Origin of the sequence: Faecalicatena contorta (genome assembly GCF_022835095.1) — a bacterium.
GTDB classification, from domain to species: Bacteria; Bacillota; Clostridia; order Lachnospirales; family Lachnospiraceae; genus Faecalicatena; species Faecalicatena contorta.
Window position 1 is genome coordinate 3,734,767 of record NZ_BQNQ01000001.1, and the last position, 22,902, is coordinate 3,757,668.

Consider the following 22,902-nt stretch of genomic DNA (forward strand, 5'->3'; position numbering starts at 1 on the left):
CCGTAAGTCCTATTTATAAGCCTCCATCAGGTAATTCGCCTGTTCAATACAGCTTCCCAGGGCTTCCACCGGATCCGCGCCATTTTCAATATCGACCAGTGTCGCGTTTAATACGGAATTATACTCGGAGTATGCAGGAGTGATCGGACGCGCAACCGCCGTATTAGCTGCCTCGTATGCCGCAATACGCTGAACGCTCTTCGGAAATTCTTCATACTTGGGATCGCTGATCACCTGATCCACAGCAGCAGTCCGGGCAGGAACATCCCCGTTTGCCTCCAGCCACATATCGTTTCCCTCTCCAAGGCTCATATACTTGATAAATTCCGCTGCCGCTTCCGTCTGTTTACTATAAGCAGATACGCCAAAGTGCCAGGAGCCCGTAGGCGTCGCTACCTTATCCTCATATCCCTCAAATGCCGGACAGTATGTATACCCCCACTCAAATCCATCCGCAAATTCACTGTTTGCAACCCAGCTTCCGCCAATCAGGAAGATCGTTTTCCCGGAAGTAAACGTAGACTGGTTTTCTGTAGATGTAAGACCTCGTGGAGCCAGGCCGCTCTCGTATAAATCATGGACAAAAGTCATTGCTTTAATCCAGCCCTCCGTATTGATGATGCCGTCAACGGAAAGCCCGTCGTCGCCAATCGCTTTTTCGCCGAGACTGTTGGGCAGCGCCAGCATCTGATAGCCCTCATTCGCCTGCTCAAAGACAATGCCGTTAATCCCCTTTGCGCCGTCCGGATCGACTTTCCCGACCACTGACTCCGCTGTTTTTACGAGTTCTTCCCATGTCAAACGGTTATTGGGATCCATTTCAGGTATTGCGATCCCCGCTTCCTCAAGAAATGTTTTATTATAGTATAGAATCTGTGAAGAAGTATTCATCGGCGGGCTGTAAAACTTGCCGTCCCAGGAACCGGAGTTGACTGACGCCGGAACAAATTCGTTTATTTCTTCTTCTGAGAAATAATCATTCAGAGGCACAATGTAGCCTTTTGCCGCATATGCGGCTGTCATAGGATCATCCACGCCGATAATATCTACGGTATCGCTCTTGGCATTCATCTTCGCTTCCATTGCTGGAAAATAGTTATTATGCTCATAGCACTCAAATTCAACTTTGACTCCGGTCTCTTCGTAATACTTGTCTACAATGGGCTGTAATTTGTCCTCCCATTGTCCTCCGCCGGTAAGCATCATATTGAGTACAACGCCTCCTTCTTTTTCTCCTTCGGCTTTGGAACTACTGTCCCCGTCCCCCTCTCTTTTAGAAGAACAAGCCGTTAAGGTACATACCATAACAAGTGCAATAATTGACATGATTCGTTTTTTCATTCTAATTCCTCCTCTAATTTACTGCTTTTTGGTTGATTCTGCGCTGCCAGGCTAAATCTCAATGCGGCGGTATGCTAACGCAGCGATACATCATACAGGGCCATGATATTTTCTATGGGCGTGTCATTCTGAAGATAATGTGCGGAAGCCATAATATACCCACCATTTTTTCCCAAAACTGAATTTACGCGCCTGATTTCTTCTTTCACCTCCTCCACACTTCCTGCCGGCAATATCTTCTGCGTATCTATCGCTCCGTGAAAACATAAGGTATCTCCCCATTTCTCTTTTATGAGCTGAAGATCCATTCCTTTGGCGCTGGTTTGAATCGGATTGAGTATGTCAATCGGAAGCCTGCTCAGACTGCCGATCTGCGTAATCACCGAACCGCATGAATGATATAATATTTTTTTCCCATAACCTTTGATTAACGCATTGAGCTTGCGATGGTAAGGGTATATAAATTCTTCCAGCATTTCCGATGATACAATCAGGGAATCCTGCGCGGCAATATCGTCATAAGTATAGACAATATCAATTTTGTCCCCTGCATATTCCATAGCATATTTGATATAGTCACACCAATAGCAGCAGAAGCGGTCCATGATATAATGGACAATTTCGGGGGTGAGTATCATGTCCATCAGAAGCTGCTCAAATCCGCGCAACGCCCAGACATATTCAAAAATCCCCCCTGCATGCAGTTTTATCACCCGTTTTTCATGCAGATCTCCAATCTTTTCTGAAAATCCGCGCCAGTCAAAGGCCCCGGGATCCGGCCATTTATCATATCTCTCCAAATCTTCTGCGGATGCTGCAAGGCCTAATGGGCTGGATGCGTACTCTTCGTACGAACAATAATCGTTTTTTACCACACGGCGGTGAACCCCCATATGGTCATACCAGCTTCCGTCAGCCAGGATTTTTGGCTTAGGGAGCGTGGAATCCGGAAATACAAACTGCAGATCCACCTGAAGCAGATCGTAGAGTTCCTGCTCCCTGGCTGCACCAAAATACCGGAGCAGCTTTTGCAACGTATCCGGCTCAGCCCAGAAATCCACAGGACATCTGTCGGGCTGTTGGTGTGCCAGAGCGGCAAATACACGTTCTCTGCTTGTCAAACTATCACCTCCTCATATATTTCGAATAGATTTCATCTTCATAGATGTCCACGGACTTACGGTCAGGAAGCGCCGGCTGGACTCCGTATCTGGTTACGCTCAGTCCCGATGCATAAACGGCGCATCCTATGGACTGAATGATATTTTTCCCCTCGCTTAGATAAACCGCCAGTGCGCTGATAAAAGAATCTGCTCCTCCTGTCGTATCCACCGCTTCAAACCCGGTTCCCTCAAAATACATGGAGTACTCCAAATTCCTGAAATAACATCCTCTGGTCCCAATGTGACGATTACATTACCAACGCCTTTTCTCAGTAAAATCTCCGCCTTCTCCTCCAGGCTCTCTCCTCGGGGCACAAAAACATTTAACTCATGTTCGTTCGGAACAAAATAGGAAATATCCGGGAGCAGCTCGTCCTTAATTTTCTCCACGGCAGAAGGCTTTAAAATAACCTGTGTGTCATTTCGTCTGCAGAATTTGATCGTGTATTCCGCTATGTCTCCGGGAATTTCAAGAGACAACAGACAGTACGCAGCGCTATCGAACAGGTATTTAAACCGGTTGATATGGAGGATGCTCAGATTTCTGTTGGCTCCCGGATATACCACGATCGTACTTTCGCCGCTGCGCTCCACATTGATGTATGCCTTACCGCTGGGAAGGGAATGATCGAAAAGCACGCCATCCATGTGCACATGGTTTTCCGTAAGGCTCGTGTAGAGCTGTTTCCCGTCCATATCATTTCCCAGGCAGCCGATCATATAGGCCTGTCCGCCCAGCTTTCCGACTCCCACAGCCTGATTGCCTCCTTTCCCCCCGGGAAATACATACACCCTCTCCGCAATCTGCGTTTCACCATTCACGGGAATTCTGGAGACTTCAATCGTAACATCCATATTCATGCTTCCCACTACCACAATCTTTTCTCCCAGCTTAGCCTGTGCGGGCTCCGCAATGCTCCCGCGCTCTGTTATGGCGGGCGGAAATCTTTTCATCACCTCAATCTGCTTTTCACTCTGAATCATTTCTATCAGACACGCGGCAGCTTCCCCCGCCACATTGTTACTCGGAAGCTTCACCGCTGTTATTCCATATCCAAGCATCTCTAGCATCCTTCCATCCCCGATGGAGATTATTGATAATTCTTCCGGAATCGCAGTTCTGCCCCGCTCTAATACTTTACAGACAGAGAAAGTGATCTCCTGGGAGCCGCAGATAATCGCAGTCACATTCTCACTCAGGCATTGGCTTACTCCATACTTTTCGATGTCCTCAATCGTATCGCTTTCATAAGACCAGATCGGCTGCACGGGAAAATTGTTATTCTGCATAGCCAGCTTATAACCATCCCATATGCTTTTGTCTTGTTTTAACACAATACAGGCTATTTTCTGGTGTCCGGCTTTTATAAGCCTGTCTGCCGCAATTCTTCCTGCCTCCGAGAGCCGGTAATAGAATGTCGCTTTCTGCCTTTCATCAAACCCCTTTGTCTGGCAGATATACACGGAAGCATTCTCAAATTTTGTTTCTGTAAAACACTGATTCGTATCCAGCAGAATTCCCGCTATTTTTCTCCGGGCCATCTCAGCTATCCTCTGTTTCATCTCCTTTGATTCATCTACATAGCTGACAACCAGACTATAGCCCATATCGCGCGCCGTCTTTTCTGCGCTCATGATCAGTTCTTCCCGTTCCCGATTATTCTTTCTGACCAGAAAACCAATCAGATGATTTTTCAGCCCTTCCTTTTCCCGATATTTTGAATACGGGATATAATTTTCTTCTTCAATTACCTTTAACACTTTCTTCTTCGTCTCTTCACCGATATCTTTGTCCTTGCCATTCATCACTTTCGATACTGTAGATGCTGAAACCCCGGCAAGTTTTGCAATATCATTTATATTCATTTCCCTCCCTCCTCTATTTCGTTTACTTTCAAGAAATTTTTTTACTAAAATGTTTTTGTTACTTAACTTTAACATTTTGTTCTTTTTATTTCAATATTCCATCTTTACGAAAGTATTTTCCGACATTTTCAACAAAATGTATAGGTTTCGAAAATTCTTTCGTACAATAGTTTCTGGTAAAATTGACATGAAAAAAGGAGGGAAAACCAGGCCGCCCTGGTTTCTCTCCTTTTTTCTGTTCCGGCTTACTGCCGTTTACTTTTTTATCCCCCTGTATCAGTTTCCTGCTATCGCTTCTCCCGTTATCTCATTTACGCGCACCGCCCGCCGCTACCGCTCCTCGCGGAAATAGTTTAGGCCGCAGCTCTTTGGCTGTGCATGCTCTTTGCTCTGGCGCATGCTTGTGACTACCAGAACCACGATTGTTGCCACATATGGCAGCATGTCATAAATCTGTGCCGGGAGTCCCGGGATGTTTACATACATACGCATGATTGTCAGGCCTCCGAATATCAGTGCAACTAATATTCCTTTTGCAGGTCTCCATGTTGCGAAAATTACAAGAGCAACAGCGAGCCAGCCGTAGCCGCTGACACATCCGTGTACCCAGACGCCGGATGTGGTGACCATACTCATGTACATACCGCCGATCCCACATATTCCACCGCCCACTACGGTTGCAATATACTTGTATTTTGTAATATTGATTCCCGCCGCATCGGCAGTAGCCGGATCTTCCCCGATTGCCCTAAGGTTCAAGCCCACACGGGATTTGTTAAAGAACCATGCCATAAATATGGCGAGGATCACTGCAAAATATACCAGCCAGTTATATTCGAATAACAGCTTGCCTATAATCGGGATATCAGACAGCACCGGTATATGCAGCCTTGAAAAAGCTGCTTTTGTGGTACCGCTTACCGCTACATATCCACCGGCCTTTTGTCCGATATATTCCCCGAAAAAGTTGCCGAAACCTGTCCCGAAGATGGTCAGCGTCAGACCGGTTACGTTCTGGTTCGCACGCAGAGAAATGGTGAGGAACGCGTAGATCAGCGCTCCAAAGGCTCCCGCTACAAATGACACCAGAAGCGCAATCAATGCAGATACCGTCCCGCTGACACTGCCGCCGGATTTTGCCACGGCCTGTTCGTAATAATAAGAGCCTGCCAGACCCGTGATCGCCCCCATGAACATCATGCCTTCCACACCAAGGTTCATATTTCCTGATTTTTCAGTCAGGATTTCCCCCAGCGCCCCCAGCAGCAGCGGTGTACCTGCCAGTACTGCCGCAATGAATAAACTGTTTAATGTACTAAGCATGCTGTTCCTCCTTTCCTCTGAAAATCAGACGGTATGTAATAAAGAACTCGCAACCAAGCATGAAGAAAAGGATGATTCCAATCAACAGGTCTGAAGCCGAAGCCGGTATCTTAAAATTCGTCTGAATGGTATTGGATCCCCTCTCAAGCATGGCGATAAATACGGAAACCACCAGCATTCCAAAGGGGTTCATCTTTGCCAGCCATGCTACCGTGATCGCAGTAAAGCCGACACCGCCTGCAGTTCCTTCCGTTATCGTATAATCTGCGCCCGCAAACTGGAGCATTCCTACGAGGCCGCACATTGCACCGGATAAAAACATGGTGCGGATAAAAACTTTGCTGACGTTGATTCCCGCATATCTCGCCGTGTTATTGCTCTGTCCCACAACAGCAATCTCATAGCCCTGCTTCGTCTTATTGAAATAGATGAATGCAAGTACAACCAGAACCAGCGCCAGAATCCAGCCCCAGTGGACGCCCAGTACCTTTTTCAGCCTTGCGCCCTGTACCAGCATGGCAATCTTCGGGAAACTGCTTCCCGGCGCTTTCCACGGACCATTCATCAGATATTTGATAAATGCAAGTGCGATATAGTTCAGCATCAGGGTAAACAGTGTCTCATTGGTTCCCCATTTTGCCTTACAGACTGCCGGAAGCAGACCATACAGGCCGCCAGCCGCCATACCTGCCAAAAGCATCAGGATTACAAGCGGAATCTTTGGGAAGATATGCGCGGTGAATAATCCAAACGCACCCGCTGCAACTGCCCCCACAAGGATCTGCCCCTCTGCCCCGATATTCCAGAACTTCATTTTAAACGCAAAGGAGATACCGATCGCCGTGATCAAAAGCGGAACCGCGAGTTTTACGGTCTCATGGATTACGGTTCTGGAACCCCAGGATCCGATTACCATAGCCTTATATACAGCCAGCGGGTTATGTCCGAGAACTAGGATTAAAAGCCCCCCGGTCACAAGCGACAGAAGAAAAGCGGCCGCACGGATTCCCCAGGCCTTCTGCTGTGAAATAGAACCTCTTTTCACCATACGGATCAGTGGTTCTTTTACCTGTGTCTGCTTACTGCTCATACCCCTGCCTCCTCTTTTGTAGTCTCATCCTTATTTTCACCGGCGGCATGTCCGACGGCATTTTCCTGGTCACTGCTCTTCGGGCCGTTTTTCTCATCCCCCACATGGATCATCATCAGGCCGATATCTTCCTTCGTCACCGTGCGCGGATCTACAATACCGCTCACCTTTCCTCCGCAGAGAACCATGATGCGGTCGGAGAGTTCCATCAGCACATCCAGGTCTTCTCCGATAAATATAACAGCCACCCCCTTTTTCTTCTGTTCGTTCAGCAGGTCATAGATCCGATAGGAAGAGTTGATGTCCAGCCCCCGCACCGGATATGCCACAATCAATACGGACGGGCTCAGGGCAATCTCCCTGCCCAGCAGTACCTTCTGGACGTTTCCTCCCGAAAGCCTTCCCACAGGCGTCTCTACTCCGGGCGTTACAATCTCCAGCTCCTCAATGAGCTGTTCAGCCACTGCCTTTGGTGTTTTCCGATCCACAAAAAGGCCTTTTTTATCTTTGTAGCTTCGAAGCATTACGTTGTCTGTCATATCCATACCCGCAACCAGCCCCATACCGAGCCTGTCTTCAGGAACGAAGGCCATCGAAATGCCTTTTTTTACAATCTCGTCGGGCTTGAGTCCCAGAATCCGCTCTTTGATCGGCTCTCCGTTATGTTCGCCTGCGTAGAGCACCGAGCCGCCGATGGCAGGATACAGGCCTGCGATCGCCTCACAGAGTTCTTTTTGGCCGCTTCCTGCAATCCCGGCAACCCCCAGTATCTCACCTCCATACGCCGAGAAAGAGACATTGTCCAGCGCCTTGACACCCTCACCATTCAGGCAGGTCAGGTCAATGACCTGAAGACGCTCAATGCTCCGCTCCTGCTTTGGCCTGTCAATCTCCAGACTGACCGGCCGCCCCACCATCATCTCCGTCAGCTCTGCCTGGTTTGTCTTTGCTGTCTCAACAGCACCTATGTATTCCCCCTTGCGAAGTATCGCCACACGGTCGGATATCGCCAGTACCTCATGCAGCTTATGCGTAATAATGATGATGGATTTGCCATCCTTTTTCATATTACGCAGCACCGCGAAAAGCTTCTCCGTCTCCTGCGGCGTCAGTACTGCCGTAGGTTCATCCAGAATCAGGATATCTGCCCCTCTGTACAAAACCTTCAGGATTTCAACCGTCTGTTTCTCTGAGACGGCCATGTTGTAAATCTTCTTGCCAGGATCGATCTCAAACCCATATCTGGATGCAATCTCCGCTACCTTTTTATTTACTTCTTTCCGGTTCAGCACCGCCTTCCCGTCAAGTCCCAGCACGATGTTTTCCGCGGCCGTCAGAACATCTACCAGTTTAAAATGCTGGTGGATCATTCCGATTCCCAGTCCAAACGCATCCCTCGGCGAACGGATTGTCACCGGTGTGCCGTGGATGCTGATTTCCCCGTGGTCCGGGAAATAAATGCCCGAAAGCATATTCATCAGCGTCGTCTTACCGCTCCCATTTTCACCAAGGAGCGCCAGTATCTCTCCGTTTTTCAGCTCCAGGTCAACATCCTTGTTGGCAACGACCTTTCCAAATGTTTTGGTGACATGATGCATTTTCACAGCATATTCTGTAGTCTCGCCCAAGTCTTCACCCTCCTTTTACTCTTCCTGTCTTTCTTCTCTTCCTTTTCAGTCTCCTGTTCGGGTACACCGCAATACACGTCCCTGCAATGACATGCATTACGGAATGCCCGAAAAGGCCTCTCTCCAAAAACAGAGCCGTCATACAACGGCTCTGTCAATGAACTTATCCCTGAATGAATCGATAATGCTGCTTTTCACACCATTCGGGTGCTCTTAGTAACTCGATTATTCAACCACATTGCATCCTTCGACGATATAACACCAGGATGGTGCAGAAGCTTCTTCCTGCTCGTGATAGTAATCCCCTTCAGCAACTTCTATTGTTTCACCATCCGGGCTTGTCCCTTTCAGAGGACCATCGAATACATGGATCTCTCCAGCCTCAAGTGCCTTAGTCGCCTTGTCGATTGCTTCCTGAGTTCCCTCTGCTGCAATATCAGTATTCAGTGGTGACAAATAAACTGCGCCATCTTTCAGACCTTTACACCAGTCAACCGGGATCTCCTTGCCGTCGATCACAGCCTGTACTGCATCTGTTACATAGATGCCCCAGTCAATACGTGCGGAAATCAGGGAAGCCTTCGGTGCTGCTTCAATCATATCATTGTTATATCCAACCTGGAATGCACCGTACTCCTCAGCCGTCGTTGCCGGTGCTGTAGAGTCTGAATGCTGGGAAACCACATCGCAGCCTCTCTCAATCAGAGCTTTTGCAACCTGTGATTCTACAGTTGGGTCGTTCCATGAATTTGTGTACATAATATCCATGGTTACATCCGGATTCACGCTCTTAGCCCCAAGGTAGAATGCGGTATATCCGCTGATAACCTCTGCAAATGGGAACGCCGCCACATACCCCAGCTTGTTGGACTCTGTCTTCATACCTGCTGCAATTCCTGCCAGGTAACGCGCTTCATAGATGGATGCAAAATAGTTATGCATGTTACTCAACCCGGAATCCTTTGCCTGGAATCCTGTAGCATGGCAGAACTGAATATCAGGATACTCCGCTGCCACTTCTTTTACATAGTCCTCAAATCCGAAGCTTGTTGCAAAAATAATGTTGCATCCGGCATCAACCAGTTCTCTCAGCGCGGTATCACATTCAGCACCCTCAGGAACATTGAACTTGTTGATAATCTGATCATCGCTTAATCCCAATGCTTCCTGCATCTCCTTGGTTCCCAGATCATGGTTGTATGTATACCCCATATCACTGGCATCAGAAACATGTACAAAGCCGACTTTCAGATCTTCTTTTGCAATGCCTGATGTACTCTCTGTCTTCTTGTCGTCTGAATCTGAAGTGTCTGCCTCTGCAGCCGGTTTGGCACCGCAGCCTGAAACCAGGCCGATAACCAACGTTGCGCACAGCAGTGCGCTCAAGATTTTCTTTTTCATACCTTCTCCTCCTAAATAAAAACTGGCTACCCTAATTAAGAAACATATTCCTTGATTGGATAGCCTTATACTACTTCTAAATTTTACACCGGCATAAGAAATAAGTCAAGTTTTCTGACTCGTTCTTTGAAAACTTCTTAACAAACTTTTAGGCTTACGGCTGTCTCTTCATTTTACCTTCCTGCTACCACCGCTGCAAAAAGAACACAAAAGACCCGATACCTTTTCCAAGCGCCATGCTGATGATAAACGCAGATATATACCGCACGATTTTCAACCTGCGTACAAAAATGGGGAATACATTCAATATCTCAGCCAGAGCCATTGACCAGCAGCCCACAAAGATACCGGCCAGAATCCCAAATACCGGGATCAGCCAGTTTCCGTGAGAGATATGGATCTCAAATACTGAGAAAAGATTACCTGCAATTCCGCCCAGGGCGACACAGTCTTCATAAAGCAGAATTCTGTCGCCGGTATGTGTCCGGTCTGCAAAATCTGCTACCACCCCCAGCTCTATAATAAAAGAAAACAGTCCGCCCGCGACGACAAGCCCGCCACTAAGTCCGATGACTGCTAATATGATTTGATTTACCCACATCCAGCTCCTGCTCCCTTCTTGATGCATCCTCGACCAGCGTTGTCTGGATGTCATTTTCGTAAAGACGCATCTGCACCTCCATAGGCGTCGGATCTACTGTAAAACGCTTCTTCCCGAAGTGATTGAAAAATACCAGGATACCTACCGTAATACCTACGGAATAAGAAACCTCCAGAATCGTAAATCCGTCGGAAACATCTCCCGTAACAAACTCATAAATCTGAGAAAACAATTTTGACGTGGAAACGTCATTATTAAAAGCCATAATTGAAAAAGCAGCGCCACAGAAAGTAATCAGCACTACAATGACCGTTTTTATTACATGCCATACCATCCCGGGCGTCTTCTGTTCTTCATAAGTGATAATTATATCCTGCTCTCCCATATTTTGTACTTCAAGTCCAGGATATTTCTCATGGATGCAGGCAATAATTTTTAAGATAGAGATTACCATACGCTGTTTTTTCTTATCCGGTATCTTCAGGATTTTCAAGGTTTTCAGTTTGGGAATCATCTCCTTATTGCTGCACTCCATAGCAACAATATCACCTAAGGTGACATCTTTTTTCTGTACCTCAACGTTCCTGTCACCCTTGAGATAAACTGTATCATGATTAACAGCCATAGTATTCCACCTTCGGTCCCTGAATCAGAGTTCCCTCACTGGCAGAGGGCTGCCCGCTTCCATTAAAATAATAATAAAAAATACCCACAACCACCGCCGCAAGCACAATGCCAAAGAGGCAGATACGGATTTTCCTTCTTCCATTTTCCATAGAGGCCACCTAACCTTTCCAAAAATATAGTAGTGATAGTATTTGAAAAAAGGGGCGAAAGTATGCGTCCGCGTCGTAAAAGGTGAGGCGGCTTCCGGCGGACGGTGTATGCCATTTCCGGGGCCTCAAAGTGCGCGGGTTAGAATCCGTAAGAGAAAAAACAGGAAATATTGAGGGTGCTTGCCGCAGTTGGCCCGAATGCCGATGCATTCGCGCCGCCGGCGGCAACAGAATTTGTTTTTGTAAAACAAATTCTGCCCTCAATATTTCCTGTTTTTTCTCTAACGGATTCTAACCCGCGCACTTTGAGGCCCCGGAAATGGCATACACCGTCCGCCGGAAACGGCCTCACCTTTTACGACGCTGGGTGCATCTGGGCGGGAGGCTTATTTTCAGGGGGGGGAACTATGGCGGGGGCAGCGGATGGTGGATGCTGCGCCCCATTCTCTCATTCTGCCCCACCAATCCACTCGCCATCCGCTGCCCCCGCTCAGATTCCCCTATAGGAATCTGCTCTACCGGTTTGATGAAGCCCAGCCGGCCTGGAGCGGGACTTCTGCGGCGGGCCGGGAAACTTTCGTGCCCCTTTTATCCCGCATAGAGTGCGCTTTAGTGCCACTTGATAAAAACCACATCGGATTGGAAGGCTGAATGCTGCTTCCGAAGCAGCATTCAAGGCGGCCTGAGCCGTGCAATTCATCAGAATTGCGCGGTGAATGCCGCTGGTGCCTTCCAATCCGATGTGGTTTTTATCTAGTGGCACTTAGCAAACGGACAGCAGAATAAAAGGGGCACGAAAGTTTCCCGGACTGCCGCAGAAGTCCCGCTCCGGGCCGGCGTCCCCCTCCCTCATCTAACTCCCCAACCGCCGCAGATTCTCAATAATCCGCTTCTCCATACGTGAGACCTGTACTTGGGAGATTCCAAGTTTTTTCCCCACCTGGGACTGTGTTTCATCTGCAAAGTACCGCAGATATATAAGCTGTCTTTCTTCTTTATCCAAAGTCTCCAGCAGTTGTGCCAGGAGCATATGGTCCAGGATTTTTTCCTCCTTTCTTTCTTTTTCTTCCAGCTTGTCCACAAGACGGATCTCGTTTCCTTCCTTCTGGTGGATCGGTTTATACAGTGACTCTACTTCTCCGCCGGCTTCCATGGCCTGTACTATTTCTTCTTTGTCTACATCCATTGTAACAGCCAGCTCCTCGAGCGTCGGCTCGCGGCCCAGGCTTGCGGTCAGTGCTTCCCTTGCCTGAAAGATCTTGTAAGACAGCTCTTTTAAGGAACGGCTTACCTTTATCATACCGTCATCCCGCAGGAAACGTTTTATTTCTCCGGATATCATTGGGACTGCATAGGTAGAGAATTTTACTTCATAGGACAGGTCGAATTTGTCAATGGCTTTTAATAGCCCGATACTGCCGATCTGGAACAGATCCTCCGCATCCGTCCCCCGTCCATAGAAGCGCTTTACTACACACCATACCAGCCCCACATTTTCTTCGACTAATCGTTCTCTCGCTTCTTTATCTCCATCGTGTGATTTTTTGATTAAAGCGATTGTGTGGTCCATAGCTCCCTTCCTTTTCCGATGGTTTTCTTCATCCGAACCGTAGTTCCTTCACCTGGCTCGGATTCCACTTCTACATGATCCATAAAGGCTTCCATGAAAGCAAATCCCATCCCGGAACGTTCCAGCTCTGGTTTGCTGGTATACAGAGGAGTCATGGCCTGTTCTATATTTTCAATCCCGACTCCATGATCTCTTACTTCCACGGTCATCTGCTGCCCTTCAATCCTGCAGCGGATGGAAACTTTATGTATCTCGTTCTCATATCCATGGATAATGGCGTTGGTTACCGCCTCAGATATAGCTGTCTTCACATCCGAGACTTCTTCTACTGTCGGGTTCAGCTGCGTCAGAAATGATGCCACCGCCACTCTCGCAAATCCCTCGTTCGATGAATGGCTGTCAAAAATTATCTCCATTTCATTTGTGTTTTTCATGCCTCGTCCTCCTCATATATCTGCATTATTTTTGTCATTCCCGACATCGTCAGGATCTTTTTTATTCTCGCATTGGCGTGTACCGCCCAGACTTCGCCTCCCACCAGGCGGATAATCTTATACCTTCCCATTATAACTCCAATTCCTGAACTGTCCATAAAATCCGTCATCTCAAAGTCGAAAATAACAAACTTAATATGGTTCCTCTCAATCAATGCATCTGCATTTTTCCGCATTTCCTCCGCATTGTGATGATCCACCTCGCTGGGCAGGTAAATTGTCAGGCAGTTCTCCTGCACCTGATACTTCATAGTACTCCTCCTCTATGCTATTCATATTCTTCCGGACTTTTTTATGCGCTCCCCGCAGTCCTGTTCTCTCTTTCATGTATCCTGCGCTTCTTTTCTTTCCCGCTGCCGTTTTTTCGTTACTGTGCACGCCCCAAAGGTGTGGGCAGCAACGTTTTTCCCATCAGAAAAAGGATATGCAGCTTTCTACATATCCTTATCTTTCGTGTATCAGAACCGCCTGAGCCGCGTATCGCCGCGCTGCAGTCCTCTTATGTATCTCTTCTTCTGCCTCTATTGTCCGTCTGTATTCTGTCCGTCGTTGTCTGCACTGCCGGTCTGATCCGCATTACCTTCCTGCTGGTCCGTACTCTGCTGATCGGCATCCTGCCCGCCGTCAGACTGTGTATCTCCGCCCTGTGAAATACTGTCTAGGCTGTTCTTGGCCTCCTGGGCACGTTCCGTATCCGGATACAGCTCGGTCACGCGCTTCAGATACTTCACCGCGTTATCGTTATCGCCGTTGCGCATATAGGCAACTCCCAGATTCAGAAGTGCTCCTCCACTGTCATAGCCCTCGTCCATTCGCACTACCTTGCTGAGGGAATCAATCGCCGTATCGTAGTTGGCCACTTCGAGGGATGCTGTCCCTCCGGAATACAAAGACTGGCAGGCAGACGGGAAAATGCTTTGCGCCAGTTCATCATACATTGCCTTACCGCCTTCTCCCAGTGCATCCTTATTAACATTCAGCAGTGTCTCCGCCATGGCATCATCTGTATAACTGTTGGAGTAGAATTGGTTGGACACTGTCATCAGATTTTCATAACTCTCCGCCGTGCTGGCCGCATTCTGCGCAGCCTGCTCGGAATTCTCGTCGTTTTCCCGGTATTGGTTCAGCGTCCTTGTCTGGGCGCTGATCTGTGCTTCCATTGCATTGATACGCTCGCTGTACTCGATAATCTGCTTATTGACGCTGTCGGCTTTCGCCTCATTCACTGCCGGTACGATCAGAAACCACACAATGGCTGCCCCGATCACCGCCCCTACGACAATATTCATCACCGTAAACTTACTGGCCAGCACCTTGAGTCCGGCGTGCCTTGGCTGGATGATCGTCTCATTCCCCAGGCTGTATTCTACCGTTTCCTCTTTGCCTTTTTTACCATCTTTTACCTTCTTGCCGCGCAGATTAGCCATCTCATGCATATAGCGCAAAGTCATGTCATTCGTCGTATCCAGCTTTCTGGCAATACGAAGAATCTGCCTCGCCTTGGCATACTGCTCGGTTCGCAGGTATAAGAGCGCCAGGAGCTGATAGGCCTTCAAAAATGTGGGATGAGACGCAACCACCTTCTTCAGCTGGATGATTGCCAGATCCTCGCCATTCTGGCTGCAATACACAAGACACTGATTGTAGCGCTTCACGGCCTGGTTGATTATTTCCAGCTCACTGGCCGATTCCTGCACTTCACTGATAAAATAATCAGCCACATTATCCCTGGGCTTCAGATTCTTACTGATAATCCATTCGACCAGGCCTTCTGCCACTTCTCCGCGGCCATAGTATACAAGGCCTAAAAGATTTCTGGCGGCAATATTTTCTCTATTATATTGTAAACTCCGCCGAAGTGAGGTAACCGCACCGGACATGTCACGTATCTGCGCTTTCCTCAGGCCATCATTATACCAATAATTGGACTGGTATAAGATTTTCTTCGTATAGTCCATCTATGCTCACCATTATCTTTCTTATTTCGTCTGATCCATTACTTCTCTCAGAAGGTCCGTCATATCTGACAAATCTTCCTGATATACTGCATCTTCAATGTCTTCTACTTCCAAGCTAGGTTTAAACTTCTTCAGTTCTTCTTCAAAATCCAGCATTACACGGCCTCCTTTTCTCAGGTATTCTTGTCACCTTGTTTTCTCACAGCATTCTCCCCTCTGTCCGGAATGAGCGCTTTTATCATTCCTGTCAGATAAAGAGACCCCAGACAGTATATCGTCCTGTCCTGCTGATGTCCCATCACATAACGGAGCGCTTCTTCTAAAGACTCCCGCGCAAAAACAGGTTTCTCCGTATATTTTTCAAAAATACGCTGCAGCTCTTCTATACGTGCTGCACGCCCGTCATCAATCAAGGTGATCATGTAGAAATCCGTATCCAGATTTCTGCACAGACAGGCAATCATCTCTTCATAATCTTTATCCCGTACCGCAGAGAACAGAATAATATTCCCTTTTTCCTTATCCTGAACGCTCTGTACAAAGCTCTCAACTGCACTGACATTATGTGCACCGTCTACATAGACATCCGGAAGTATCTCTTCCATACGGCCTTCCCATCTTACACCAGCAAGGGCTTCCCGCCACCGGCTGATCTTCCCTTCATTTCCAAAGATATGCCTCATAGCCTCCAGGGCCAGAATGGCATTGCCCGGCTGATAAAGCCCAATGTTATCAAGAGTCCATGTAGTATCTCCATAATACGCATTTACGCAGGAAAATGCAATATGTTTGTCCCGGATTCCCAGAATTTCGTACGCGTCTTTCCCTATTTTTTTACAGGGCGCCCCAATTTCTGCGGCTCTCTTCTCGATTACGCGGCTGCTGGCCTCTTGGGCGTCTGCATAGAGCACCGGCACTCCCTTTTTGATAATCCCCGCTTTCTCAAATGCAATTTTTTCCAGAGTGTCCCCAAGAATCGCCGTATGGTCCAGTCCGATAGAAGTAATTACGGATATCAGCGGCCTCCCGATCGCATTCGTGGCGTCCAGACGTCCCCCCAGTCCGGTTTCAAGTACAATGTACTCCACACCGGCTCTGTCAAAGGCTGTCATCGCCATCCCGAAGAGAAATTCAAAAAAGGTCGGATGAGGCAGATTCTCTGCCTCCATCTCCTCTACTTTTTCCATAACGTACCCGAAGATATCCAGAAAATCATCGTCTGTAATCTGACTGCCGTTAATCACAATGCGTTCATTCATCTTTACCAGATGGGGGGAAACAAACATCCCTGCCGTCTTTCCCTGGGCAAGCAGCATGGCATTCAAATATGCACACACCGAACCTTTTCCGTTCGTACCTGCCACGTGGATCACCCTGCGGCCCTCCTGGGGATTTCCCAGAAACTGAAGAAACCGGATCGTATGCCCCGTCTTATTTTTTGCCGTAAACTTCGGAATATTTAAAATATACTCTGCTGCCTCTGTGTACGTCACTTCTCTTCACCTGTTTCCTGCTCTGCAAATGCTTCGCGGCCCGGTTCCACACCGCCGATGGTCAGCGGCAGCTCCGTCAGCTTTCCGCCTTCATACTTATATTCCCTGGATGAGCGGAATATGGTATTGCTGGAACCTACCTGGCACACTTGCAGGATATCCCCGTCCTCAAGCGACGCTTCTTTTAAATCGATTCTGGTATTATTCAGGAATGTACTGCTCTGTTTTTCACCATTTATATAGACTTTACTCTGTTTGGTAAAATTTTCTCCATAGATACTATAGGTTCCGTCCAACTGGGAAACCAGTTCGGTTACCGCAGCATCATTCACTCCCATCACCATATGGCCTTCTGTAATCGGCAGTCCGCTGTCTTTGTAAACATACTGCTTCCCATATAAAATGTCGTACTGCAGAAGTTCCAGGTCCGCCAGGTAATTCTTAGTCTGCCGCCTCTGCTGATGGTAATTGAATATCGTGCCGGAATGGATATCCAGACGCTCAAATACATCCGCCATAATCTGGTATGCCGGGATATTTCTATCCTCTTTCTCAAGCCCAATGTTATCCCAGATTACATAATTCGTATTATACAGGTATCTGCTCTTGAGATCCTTTGCTTCCAGTCCCATCGTAGGCAGATGGTCTCCGTAAAATACAATAACCGACGGCTCGTTCCGCTGTTCCACCGCTTTCACAAGATCACCGGCAAACTTATCCATTTCATACACTTCGTTCACATAATACTCCCAGGAATTGCGTTTTCCCTCGTCTTCCACTCCGCTCACCACAATCTCCGGGTTCTCAATCATCTTCTCCGTCGGATAATCCCCATGGCCCTGCACACTGATGGTAAACACAAAGTCCTGCTGTTCTGTCGTATCCATGGAATCCATGATATTCGGGATCAGGATATCGTCCGTAGCCCATCCCTTGGGCGTAGTCTGGAGAATATTCATAAACTCTTTGCTCGTATAATGGTCAAACCCCATGTGGTTGAACACCTGGGCGCGGCTGTAGAAGTTACCGCCGTTATTGTGCAGCGCCTCTGCACCATATCCAAACTTACCCAGCGCGGTAGCTGCGCTTTCCAGTACTTTGGTCTTTGCGTATGTTTTATAGGGATATTCCCCCGGGCCGAAGAAACGCATGCTCATCCCCGTCAGCACCTCAAACTCTGTATTCGCCGTTCCTGCGCCAACGGAAGGAACCTTAAAGTAACCGGTCGAATGCTCCTGATACATCTTTCTCAGATTCGGGATCGGATCTTCCGAAAATTGGAGCCACTCTACCTCTGTAGGGTCAAAGTAGGATTCCAGCTGCACAAATATAATATTAGGAAGCGATTCTTCATTCCTCCCGGTGGTACTCTTTGTAATACTGCCGTTGTTGCTTATCTTAGCCATGGTCTCTTCGCTGTAGCCTGCAGGCTCTGAGATACCGGTGTTAAATATACTTGCCGTAAAACAGTACGGGAAACCATAGTCCTCATAGGCAAATGCAATGTTTCCAAAATAGTTGGAGACAACCCGCTTGTCAATCGCCACATCCGTCAGAAAAACATAGGCTCCAAGCCAGAATACAACTCCTGCAAGCGCAAGAATGCGATGCATTTTCCCCGCGTACTGTCCGCCCCTGCGCCACATGGAGATCACCCAGAGAATCACTGCGGCGATACCTACAATCAGCAGGATCAGTTCAAATGTATTGAAATAATTGCCTGTCAGGGCCAGCGCGTCAGAAAGCACCTTCAGGTCCTGGGCATTAAAAGGCGTTACCCTTTTCAGAAGCAGATACCCGTTGCAGGTTCCCAGAAACAGCCAGAATACACTGAGCAGTATTCTTGCAAAAAGTCTCCGCCTGACAAGATAGACAACGGAAAATGTGGCAAATATCAGGAAAGCATTGAACAAAAATACTTTTGGCGATCCCACCATATAGTCCCATGCCTCAAACAGAGAATGCCGGGAGATCACCTCAATCAGCAGGTTCAGCACACATGCCAGCAGGAAATGCAGAATCAGTGAGATCCTGTCCATAAACCTGTATACCGGCTGCATCTTCTTCGCAAACTTACTGTTGCGGCGCTGTTCCAGAATCTGCTGCCGCCGCTCCCTTCTCTCTTTCCAGTGTGCTTTGACATCTTCCTTTTTTAAGTTTTTTATTTTATGAAAAAAGCCTTTTATATCAGGTTTCCTGATTTGAATGTGTTTCATTTATGACCTCTCTTACTATTTCTTCAAGCCTTCCATTCTCTCCTGTACCTGTTTTAACATCTGCGTGTATTTCTCCAACTTTTCACGCTCTTCCTGAACCTTTGCCTCCGGAGCTTTGCTGATAAACTTTTCGTTTGACAGCATCCCTTTGGCTCTCGCGATCTCTTTTGTCAGTTTCTGTTCTTCCTTCATCAGGCGCTCCATCTCCTGTTCAAAATCAACCAGATCTTCCAATGGAAGATAAACAGATGCGCCGGGTACTACAATGGATACTGCATCTTCCCCAACACCCTGCTTTTTTGCACTGATATGGATCTCTGCGGCATTCATCAGTGGCTTTACAGAATCGGACAAAGCGGTGAAACCATCGCACAGTGCTTTATCCCCGCTTACGATAAAGACCTTTGTTTTTCGGCTGTTCTCCACGTTCATCTCCGCACGGATATTGCGGATTCCCCGGATTACCTCTTTCATATGGTCCAGAACATTCTCGGATGCATCAAAACTCCACTCTTCCTTATAAACAGGCCAGTCAGACATCATCAGAGATTCCTCTTCCGGCACAAGTGCTTTATAGATCTCCTCCGTCACGAACGGCATAAAAGGATGCAGCATCTTAAGTGCCTGCCCGAGAACGGTCTTTAACGTCCACAGTGCACAATTGGCAGCCTGCGGATTCTCCTCCTTGTGGTAAATGCGGAATTTTGCCATCTCGATATACCAGTCACAGAATTCATCCCATACAAAATCATAAACTTTCTGTACGGCAATTCCAAGCTCGAATTTATCCATATTTTCTGTCACATCTTTTGCCAGGGTGTTGACTTTGGACAAGATCCATTTGTCCTCCTCTGCCAATTCCGCAGTCTTCGGCTGTGTCAGCGTTTCATTTTCAATGTTCATCAGAATAAAGCGGGAAGCGTTCCATACCTTATTGGCAAAGTTTCTGCTTGCCTCCACTCTTTCATTATAAAATCTCATGTCATTCCCAGGCGCATTACCGGTTACCAGTGTCAGGCGGAGTGCGTCCGCGCCGTACTGGTCGATGATCTCCAGCGGGTCAATCCCATTGCCCAGTGATTTACTCATCTTACGCCCCTGAGAATCTCTCACAAGACCGTGGATCAGCACTGTATGGAAGGGGGACCGGCCTGTATGCTCGAATCCGGAAAATACCATACGTATTACCCAGAAGAATATGATGTCGTATCCTGTTACCAGTACGTCTGTCGGATAAAAGTAGTCCAGATCCTCTGTCTTCTCGGGCCACCCCAGTGTGGAGAACGGCCACAGCGCTGAACTGAACCATGTATCCAGGGTATCTTCATCCTGCGTAAAATGGCTGCAGCCGCAATGCGGACAGGTCTGCGGAACTTCTTTTGCAACAACGAACTCTCCGCATTGATCACAGTAATAAGCCGGAATTCTATGGCCCCACCATATCTGTCTGGAGATACACCAGTCCTTGATGTTCTCAAGCCAATGCAGGTAGATCTTATCAAAACGTTCCGGTACAAACTTCAGCTCGCCCGTCTTCAAGGCATTGATCGCCGGTTTTGCCAGTTCTTCCATCTTAACGAACCACTGCTGTTTGATCAGCGGTTCTACCGTTGTACTGCATCTGTCATGGGTTCCTACATTATGGGAGTGAGGCTCAATCTTTACAAGATACCCCTGTGCTTCCAGATCAGCAACGATGGCCTTTCTCGCCTCATAGCGCTCCATCCCCGCGTATTTTCCGCCTTTTTCATTGATCGTGGCATCATCATTCATGATATTAATTTCTTCCAGATTATGACGCTTCCCTACCTCAAAGTCATTCGGGTCATGAGCCGGTGTAATCTTTACCGCACCGGTACCAAATTCCTTGTCAACGTAGTAGTCGGCCACTATTGGTATCTCCCGGTTTACAAGCGGAAGCACTGCCGTCTTTCCGACAATATCGCTGTACCGCTCATCATCCGGATGTACCGCAATCGCAGTATCTCCAAGCATAGTCTCAGGGCGTGTCGTCGCGATCTCCAGAAATCTGTCCGTTCCTGCAATGGGATACTTGATATGCCAGAAGAAACCGTCCTGCTCCTCATGCTCTACTTCCGCATCAGACAGAGAAGTCTTGCATACCGGACACCAGTTGATGATCCTGGATCCTTTATAGATATATCCCTTTTCATACAGCTTGATAAAGACGTCCTCAACAGCCCTGGAACAACCTTCATCCATGGTGAAACGCTCTCTGTCCCAGTCACAGGAAATCCCCAGCTTTTTCAGCTGGTTTTCGATCGTTCCGGCATACTCTTCCTTCCACTGCCAGGTTCTCTCAAGAAAGCCTTCCCTTCCCAGCTCTTTCTTGTCGATTCCCTCTTCTTTCAGCTGATTCGTTACCTTGACTTCCGTAGAGATCGCCGCATGGTCTGTTCCCGGAATCCACAAGGCATTGTAGCCCTCCATCCTTTTATAGCGGATCAGGATATCCTGCAGCGTATTATCCAGTGCGTGTCCCATGTGGAGTTTTCCGGTAATATTCGGAGGCGGCATCACCGTAGTAAACGGCTTTCTGCTCCTGTCAATTTCAGCATGAAAATACTTGTTTTCGCACCATTTTTCGTAAGTCTTGTCTTCAATTTCTTTCGGATTATAAGTCTTTGCCAATTCCTTGCTCATAGTTTCCTCCTTGTTCTCCCTCATAAATATCGTACTCTTATCTCTGTACCAGCCAAAAGTCTTATGTACAGCTTTCTCTGATCAGGTGTCCGCCCCATCACTTTAGTGGCTCGGATGCCATGCAGCGTGGTGCACGGCCCCGTGAGTAGCAACCCGCTTTTTCACGGATTTTTCACAGTTTTTTGAATTTAAAACGCCCTTTACTTATAGTAAAGGGCGTTATATACGCGGTACCACCTTAATTTTATGTCCTTTTTGTTCTGCGGACCTGCTTCTTCTGCCTGCAGTCTGTCACTGGCAAAACAGTATAAGGACATCTCTAAAGTCCTGTAACGCGGACAACTCCGGGATACCCTACTGAATGTGCTCTTGTTCAGATATCCGGTTCAGAAGCTACCTTCCACGATCCTCACCTGAAACCACCTTACAGCCAACGGATGATTCTCTCTGCCAGAAGCGATCATGTACTCCTCTTCTTCAACACCTTTGTATATTGCTACCGGACGTCTGTTACGGCCGATAAGATATTAATAAAATGTTAACTTTATATTAACTACAAACTATCATATCTTTCGGACGTTGATTTGTCAAGGTTGTTTAAAGAATATTAAGAATTCTGTATTGCCATTTCTTCAGAAAGTGCTATAATTCTCATATGGGGTATTAGCGCAGTTGGGAGCGCGCAACATTCGCATTGTTGAGGCCACGGGTTCGAATCCCGTATACTCCATATCATAAGGCATAACTTCTATAATTCTTAATATTCATTAAACACAGAAAATATAAAACTTTTCGCTTGACTTTTGAGATTTTTAATGTTATGATACAAAAAGTATTTTAAATAAAGTCTTGATTTCGCATATATTCGGTAGTCATTTTTTTATTGATGATTACGTATATATGCTTTTTTAGTTTTATAGAAAATGCATAAAAAAATTAGGAGGTACCTACTATGAATAACGGTACAGTAAAATGGTTTAACGCACAAAAAGGATTTGGATTTATCACAAACAACGAAAACGGAGAGGACGTATTCGTACATTTCTCAGGGCTGGCTATGGACGGCTTTAAGTCTTTAGAAGACGGACAGAACGTTACATTTGACATTGCTCAGGGCAATCGCGGCCTTCAGGCTGTCAATGTCTGTGTTGCATAACCCAGGTTTAACCGAACGGACGCATTACAGATCAGGCCTGCCTGAACTGTTACACGGAATTATAATTTCCGGCTAAAATGCCAGGAGAGCTGAGTTGCTGACCGCACCTCGCTTTCCTGGCATTTTTTGTTGATTGATCCGATTCAGGATCATTAACATACG

General features: G+C 47.4%; 18 protein-coding genes, 1 tRNA gene, 1 pseudogene and 1 other annotated feature. Of the genes and pseudogenes, 2 read left to right on the top strand and 18 right to left on the bottom strand.

What is annotated here, in order from left to right; genetic code table 11:
* Positions 1 to 9: 9 nt before the first annotated feature.
* From MWG26_RS16785 to MWG26_RS16870, 18 genes and pseudogenes are all read right to left on the bottom strand, one after another.
* Positions 10 to 1,341 carry an ABC transporter substrate-binding protein gene (locus MWG26_RS16785; RefSeq protein ID WP_025656564.1) on the bottom strand — a complete coding sequence of 444 codons (1,332 nt, stop codon included), beginning with the start codon at positions 1,339 to 1,341 and terminating at the stop codon, positions 10 to 12.
* A gap of 74 nt (positions 1,342 to 1,415) precedes the next feature.
* The gene (locus tag MWG26_RS16790; RefSeq protein ID WP_025656563.1) at positions 1,416 to 2,462 is read right to left on the bottom strand and encodes a uroporphyrinogen decarboxylase family protein; all 1,047 of its coding nucleotides are present in this window, start codon (positions 2,460 to 2,462) and stop codon (positions 1,416 to 1,418) included.
* 4 nt (positions 2,463 to 2,466) lie between these two features.
* Positions 2,467 to 4,445: pseudogene (locus tag MWG26_RS16800) on the bottom strand (PfkB family carbohydrate kinase).
* Positions 4,446 to 4,700: 255 nt separating this feature from the next.
* The gene (locus MWG26_RS16805) at positions 4,701 to 5,693 is read right to left on the bottom strand and encodes an ABC transporter permease (protein ID WP_025656562.1); all 993 of its coding nucleotides are present in this window, start codon (positions 5,691 to 5,693) and stop codon (positions 4,701 to 4,703) included.
* Positions 5,686 to 6,783, bottom strand: coding sequence for an ABC transporter permease (locus MWG26_RS16810; RefSeq protein ID WP_025656561.1), 1,098 nt, complete (start codon positions 6,781 to 6,783; stop codon positions 5,686 to 5,688). The genes MWG26_RS16805 and MWG26_RS16810 overlap by 8 nt, the downstream gene beginning before the upstream one ends.
* The gene (locus tag MWG26_RS16815; protein ID WP_049915745.1) at positions 6,780 to 8,381 is read right to left on the bottom strand and encodes an ABC transporter ATP-binding protein; all 1,602 of its coding nucleotides are present in this window, start codon (positions 8,379 to 8,381) and stop codon (positions 6,780 to 6,782) included. The genes MWG26_RS16810 and MWG26_RS16815 overlap by 4 nt, the downstream gene beginning before the upstream one ends.
* A 255-nt stretch (positions 8,382 to 8,636) precedes the next feature.
* Positions 8,637 to 9,812 carry a BMP family ABC transporter substrate-binding protein gene (locus tag MWG26_RS16820; RefSeq protein ID WP_025656559.1) on the bottom strand — a complete coding sequence of 392 codons (1,176 nt, stop codon included), beginning with the start codon at positions 9,810 to 9,812 and terminating at the stop codon, positions 8,637 to 8,639.
* 184 nt (positions 9,813 to 9,996) lie between these two features.
* Positions 9,997 to 10,413 (bottom strand): stage V sporulation protein AB, encoded by a 417-nt coding sequence (locus tag MWG26_RS16825; protein ID WP_025656558.1) that lies wholly within the window; start codon positions 10,411 to 10,413, stop codon positions 9,997 to 9,999.
* On the bottom strand, positions 10,373 to 11,038 hold the full coding sequence (locus tag MWG26_RS16830) for a stage V sporulation protein AA (RefSeq protein WP_025656557.1): 666 nt from the start codon (positions 11,036 to 11,038) through the stop codon (positions 10,373 to 10,375). Before MWG26_RS16830 ends, MWG26_RS16825 begins: the two co-directional genes overlap by 41 nt.
* Positions 11,028 to 11,189: a hypothetical protein gene (locus tag MWG26_RS16835; protein WP_167702493.1), complete on the bottom strand. Its 162-nt coding sequence runs from the start codon at positions 11,187 to 11,189 to the stop codon at positions 11,028 to 11,030. The genes MWG26_RS16830 and MWG26_RS16835 overlap by 11 nt, the downstream gene beginning before the upstream one ends.
* 853 nt (positions 11,190 to 12,042) lie before the next feature.
* Complete coding sequence (gene sigF / locus MWG26_RS16840) at positions 12,043 to 12,759, bottom strand: RNA polymerase sporulation sigma factor SigF (RefSeq protein ID WP_025656556.1); 717 nt, start codon at positions 12,757 to 12,759, stop codon at positions 12,043 to 12,045.
* The gene (gene spoIIAB, locus MWG26_RS16845; protein WP_025656555.1) at positions 12,738 to 13,193 is read right to left on the bottom strand and encodes an anti-sigma F factor; all 456 of its coding nucleotides are present in this window, start codon (positions 13,191 to 13,193) and stop codon (positions 12,738 to 12,740) included. Before spoIIAB ends, sigF begins: the two co-directional genes overlap by 22 nt.
* Positions 13,190 to 13,504, bottom strand: a complete 315-nt coding sequence (locus MWG26_RS16850) for an STAS domain-containing protein (protein WP_025656554.1) — start codon at positions 13,502 to 13,504, stop codon at positions 13,190 to 13,192. The genes spoIIAB and MWG26_RS16850 overlap by 4 nt, the downstream gene beginning before the upstream one ends.
* 270 nt (positions 13,505 to 13,774) lie before the next feature.
* Positions 13,775 to 15,211 carry a tetratricopeptide repeat protein gene (locus tag MWG26_RS16855; protein WP_025656553.1) on the bottom strand — a complete coding sequence of 479 codons (1,437 nt, stop codon included), beginning with the start codon at positions 15,209 to 15,211 and terminating at the stop codon, positions 13,775 to 13,777.
* A 21-nt stretch (positions 15,212 to 15,232) separates the two neighbouring features.
* Positions 15,233 to 15,367 carry a hypothetical protein gene (locus MWG26_RS22745; RefSeq protein WP_255350410.1) on the bottom strand — a complete coding sequence of 45 codons (135 nt, stop codon included), beginning with the start codon at positions 15,365 to 15,367 and terminating at the stop codon, positions 15,233 to 15,235.
* Positions 15,368 to 15,384: 17 nt separating this feature from the next.
* Positions 15,385 to 16,704: a bifunctional folylpolyglutamate synthase/dihydrofolate synthase gene (locus MWG26_RS16860; RefSeq protein WP_025656552.1), complete on the bottom strand. Its 1,320-nt coding sequence runs from the start codon at positions 16,702 to 16,704 to the stop codon at positions 15,385 to 15,387.
* A complete protein-coding gene (locus MWG26_RS16865; protein ID WP_025656551.1) occupies positions 16,701 to 18,920 on the bottom strand; it encodes an LTA synthase family protein in 2,220 nt (739 codons plus the stop codon). Before MWG26_RS16865 ends, MWG26_RS16860 begins: the two co-directional genes overlap by 4 nt.
* Before the next feature lie 15 nt (positions 18,921 to 18,935).
* Complete coding sequence (locus tag MWG26_RS16870) at positions 18,936 to 21,584, bottom strand: valine--tRNA ligase (protein WP_025656550.1); 2,649 nt, start codon at positions 21,582 to 21,584, stop codon at positions 18,936 to 18,938.
* A 209-nt stretch (positions 21,585 to 21,793) separates the two neighbouring features.
* Positions 21,794 to 22,074, bottom strand: a binding site (T-box leader).
* A 167-nt stretch (positions 22,075 to 22,241) separates the two neighbouring features.
* Between MWG26_RS16870 and MWG26_RS16875 the strand changes: the two genes are divergently transcribed.
* Both MWG26_RS16875 and MWG26_RS16880 read left to right on the top strand, forming a co-directional pair.
* Positions 22,242 to 22,314 (top strand) — tRNA-Ala (locus MWG26_RS16875).
* A 222-nt stretch (positions 22,315 to 22,536) separates the two neighbouring features.
* Positions 22,537 to 22,740 (top strand): cold-shock protein, encoded by a 204-nt coding sequence (locus MWG26_RS16880; RefSeq protein WP_025656549.1) that lies wholly within the window; start codon positions 22,537 to 22,539, stop codon positions 22,738 to 22,740.
* The last annotated feature ends 162 nt before the right edge of the window (positions 22,741 to 22,902 follow it).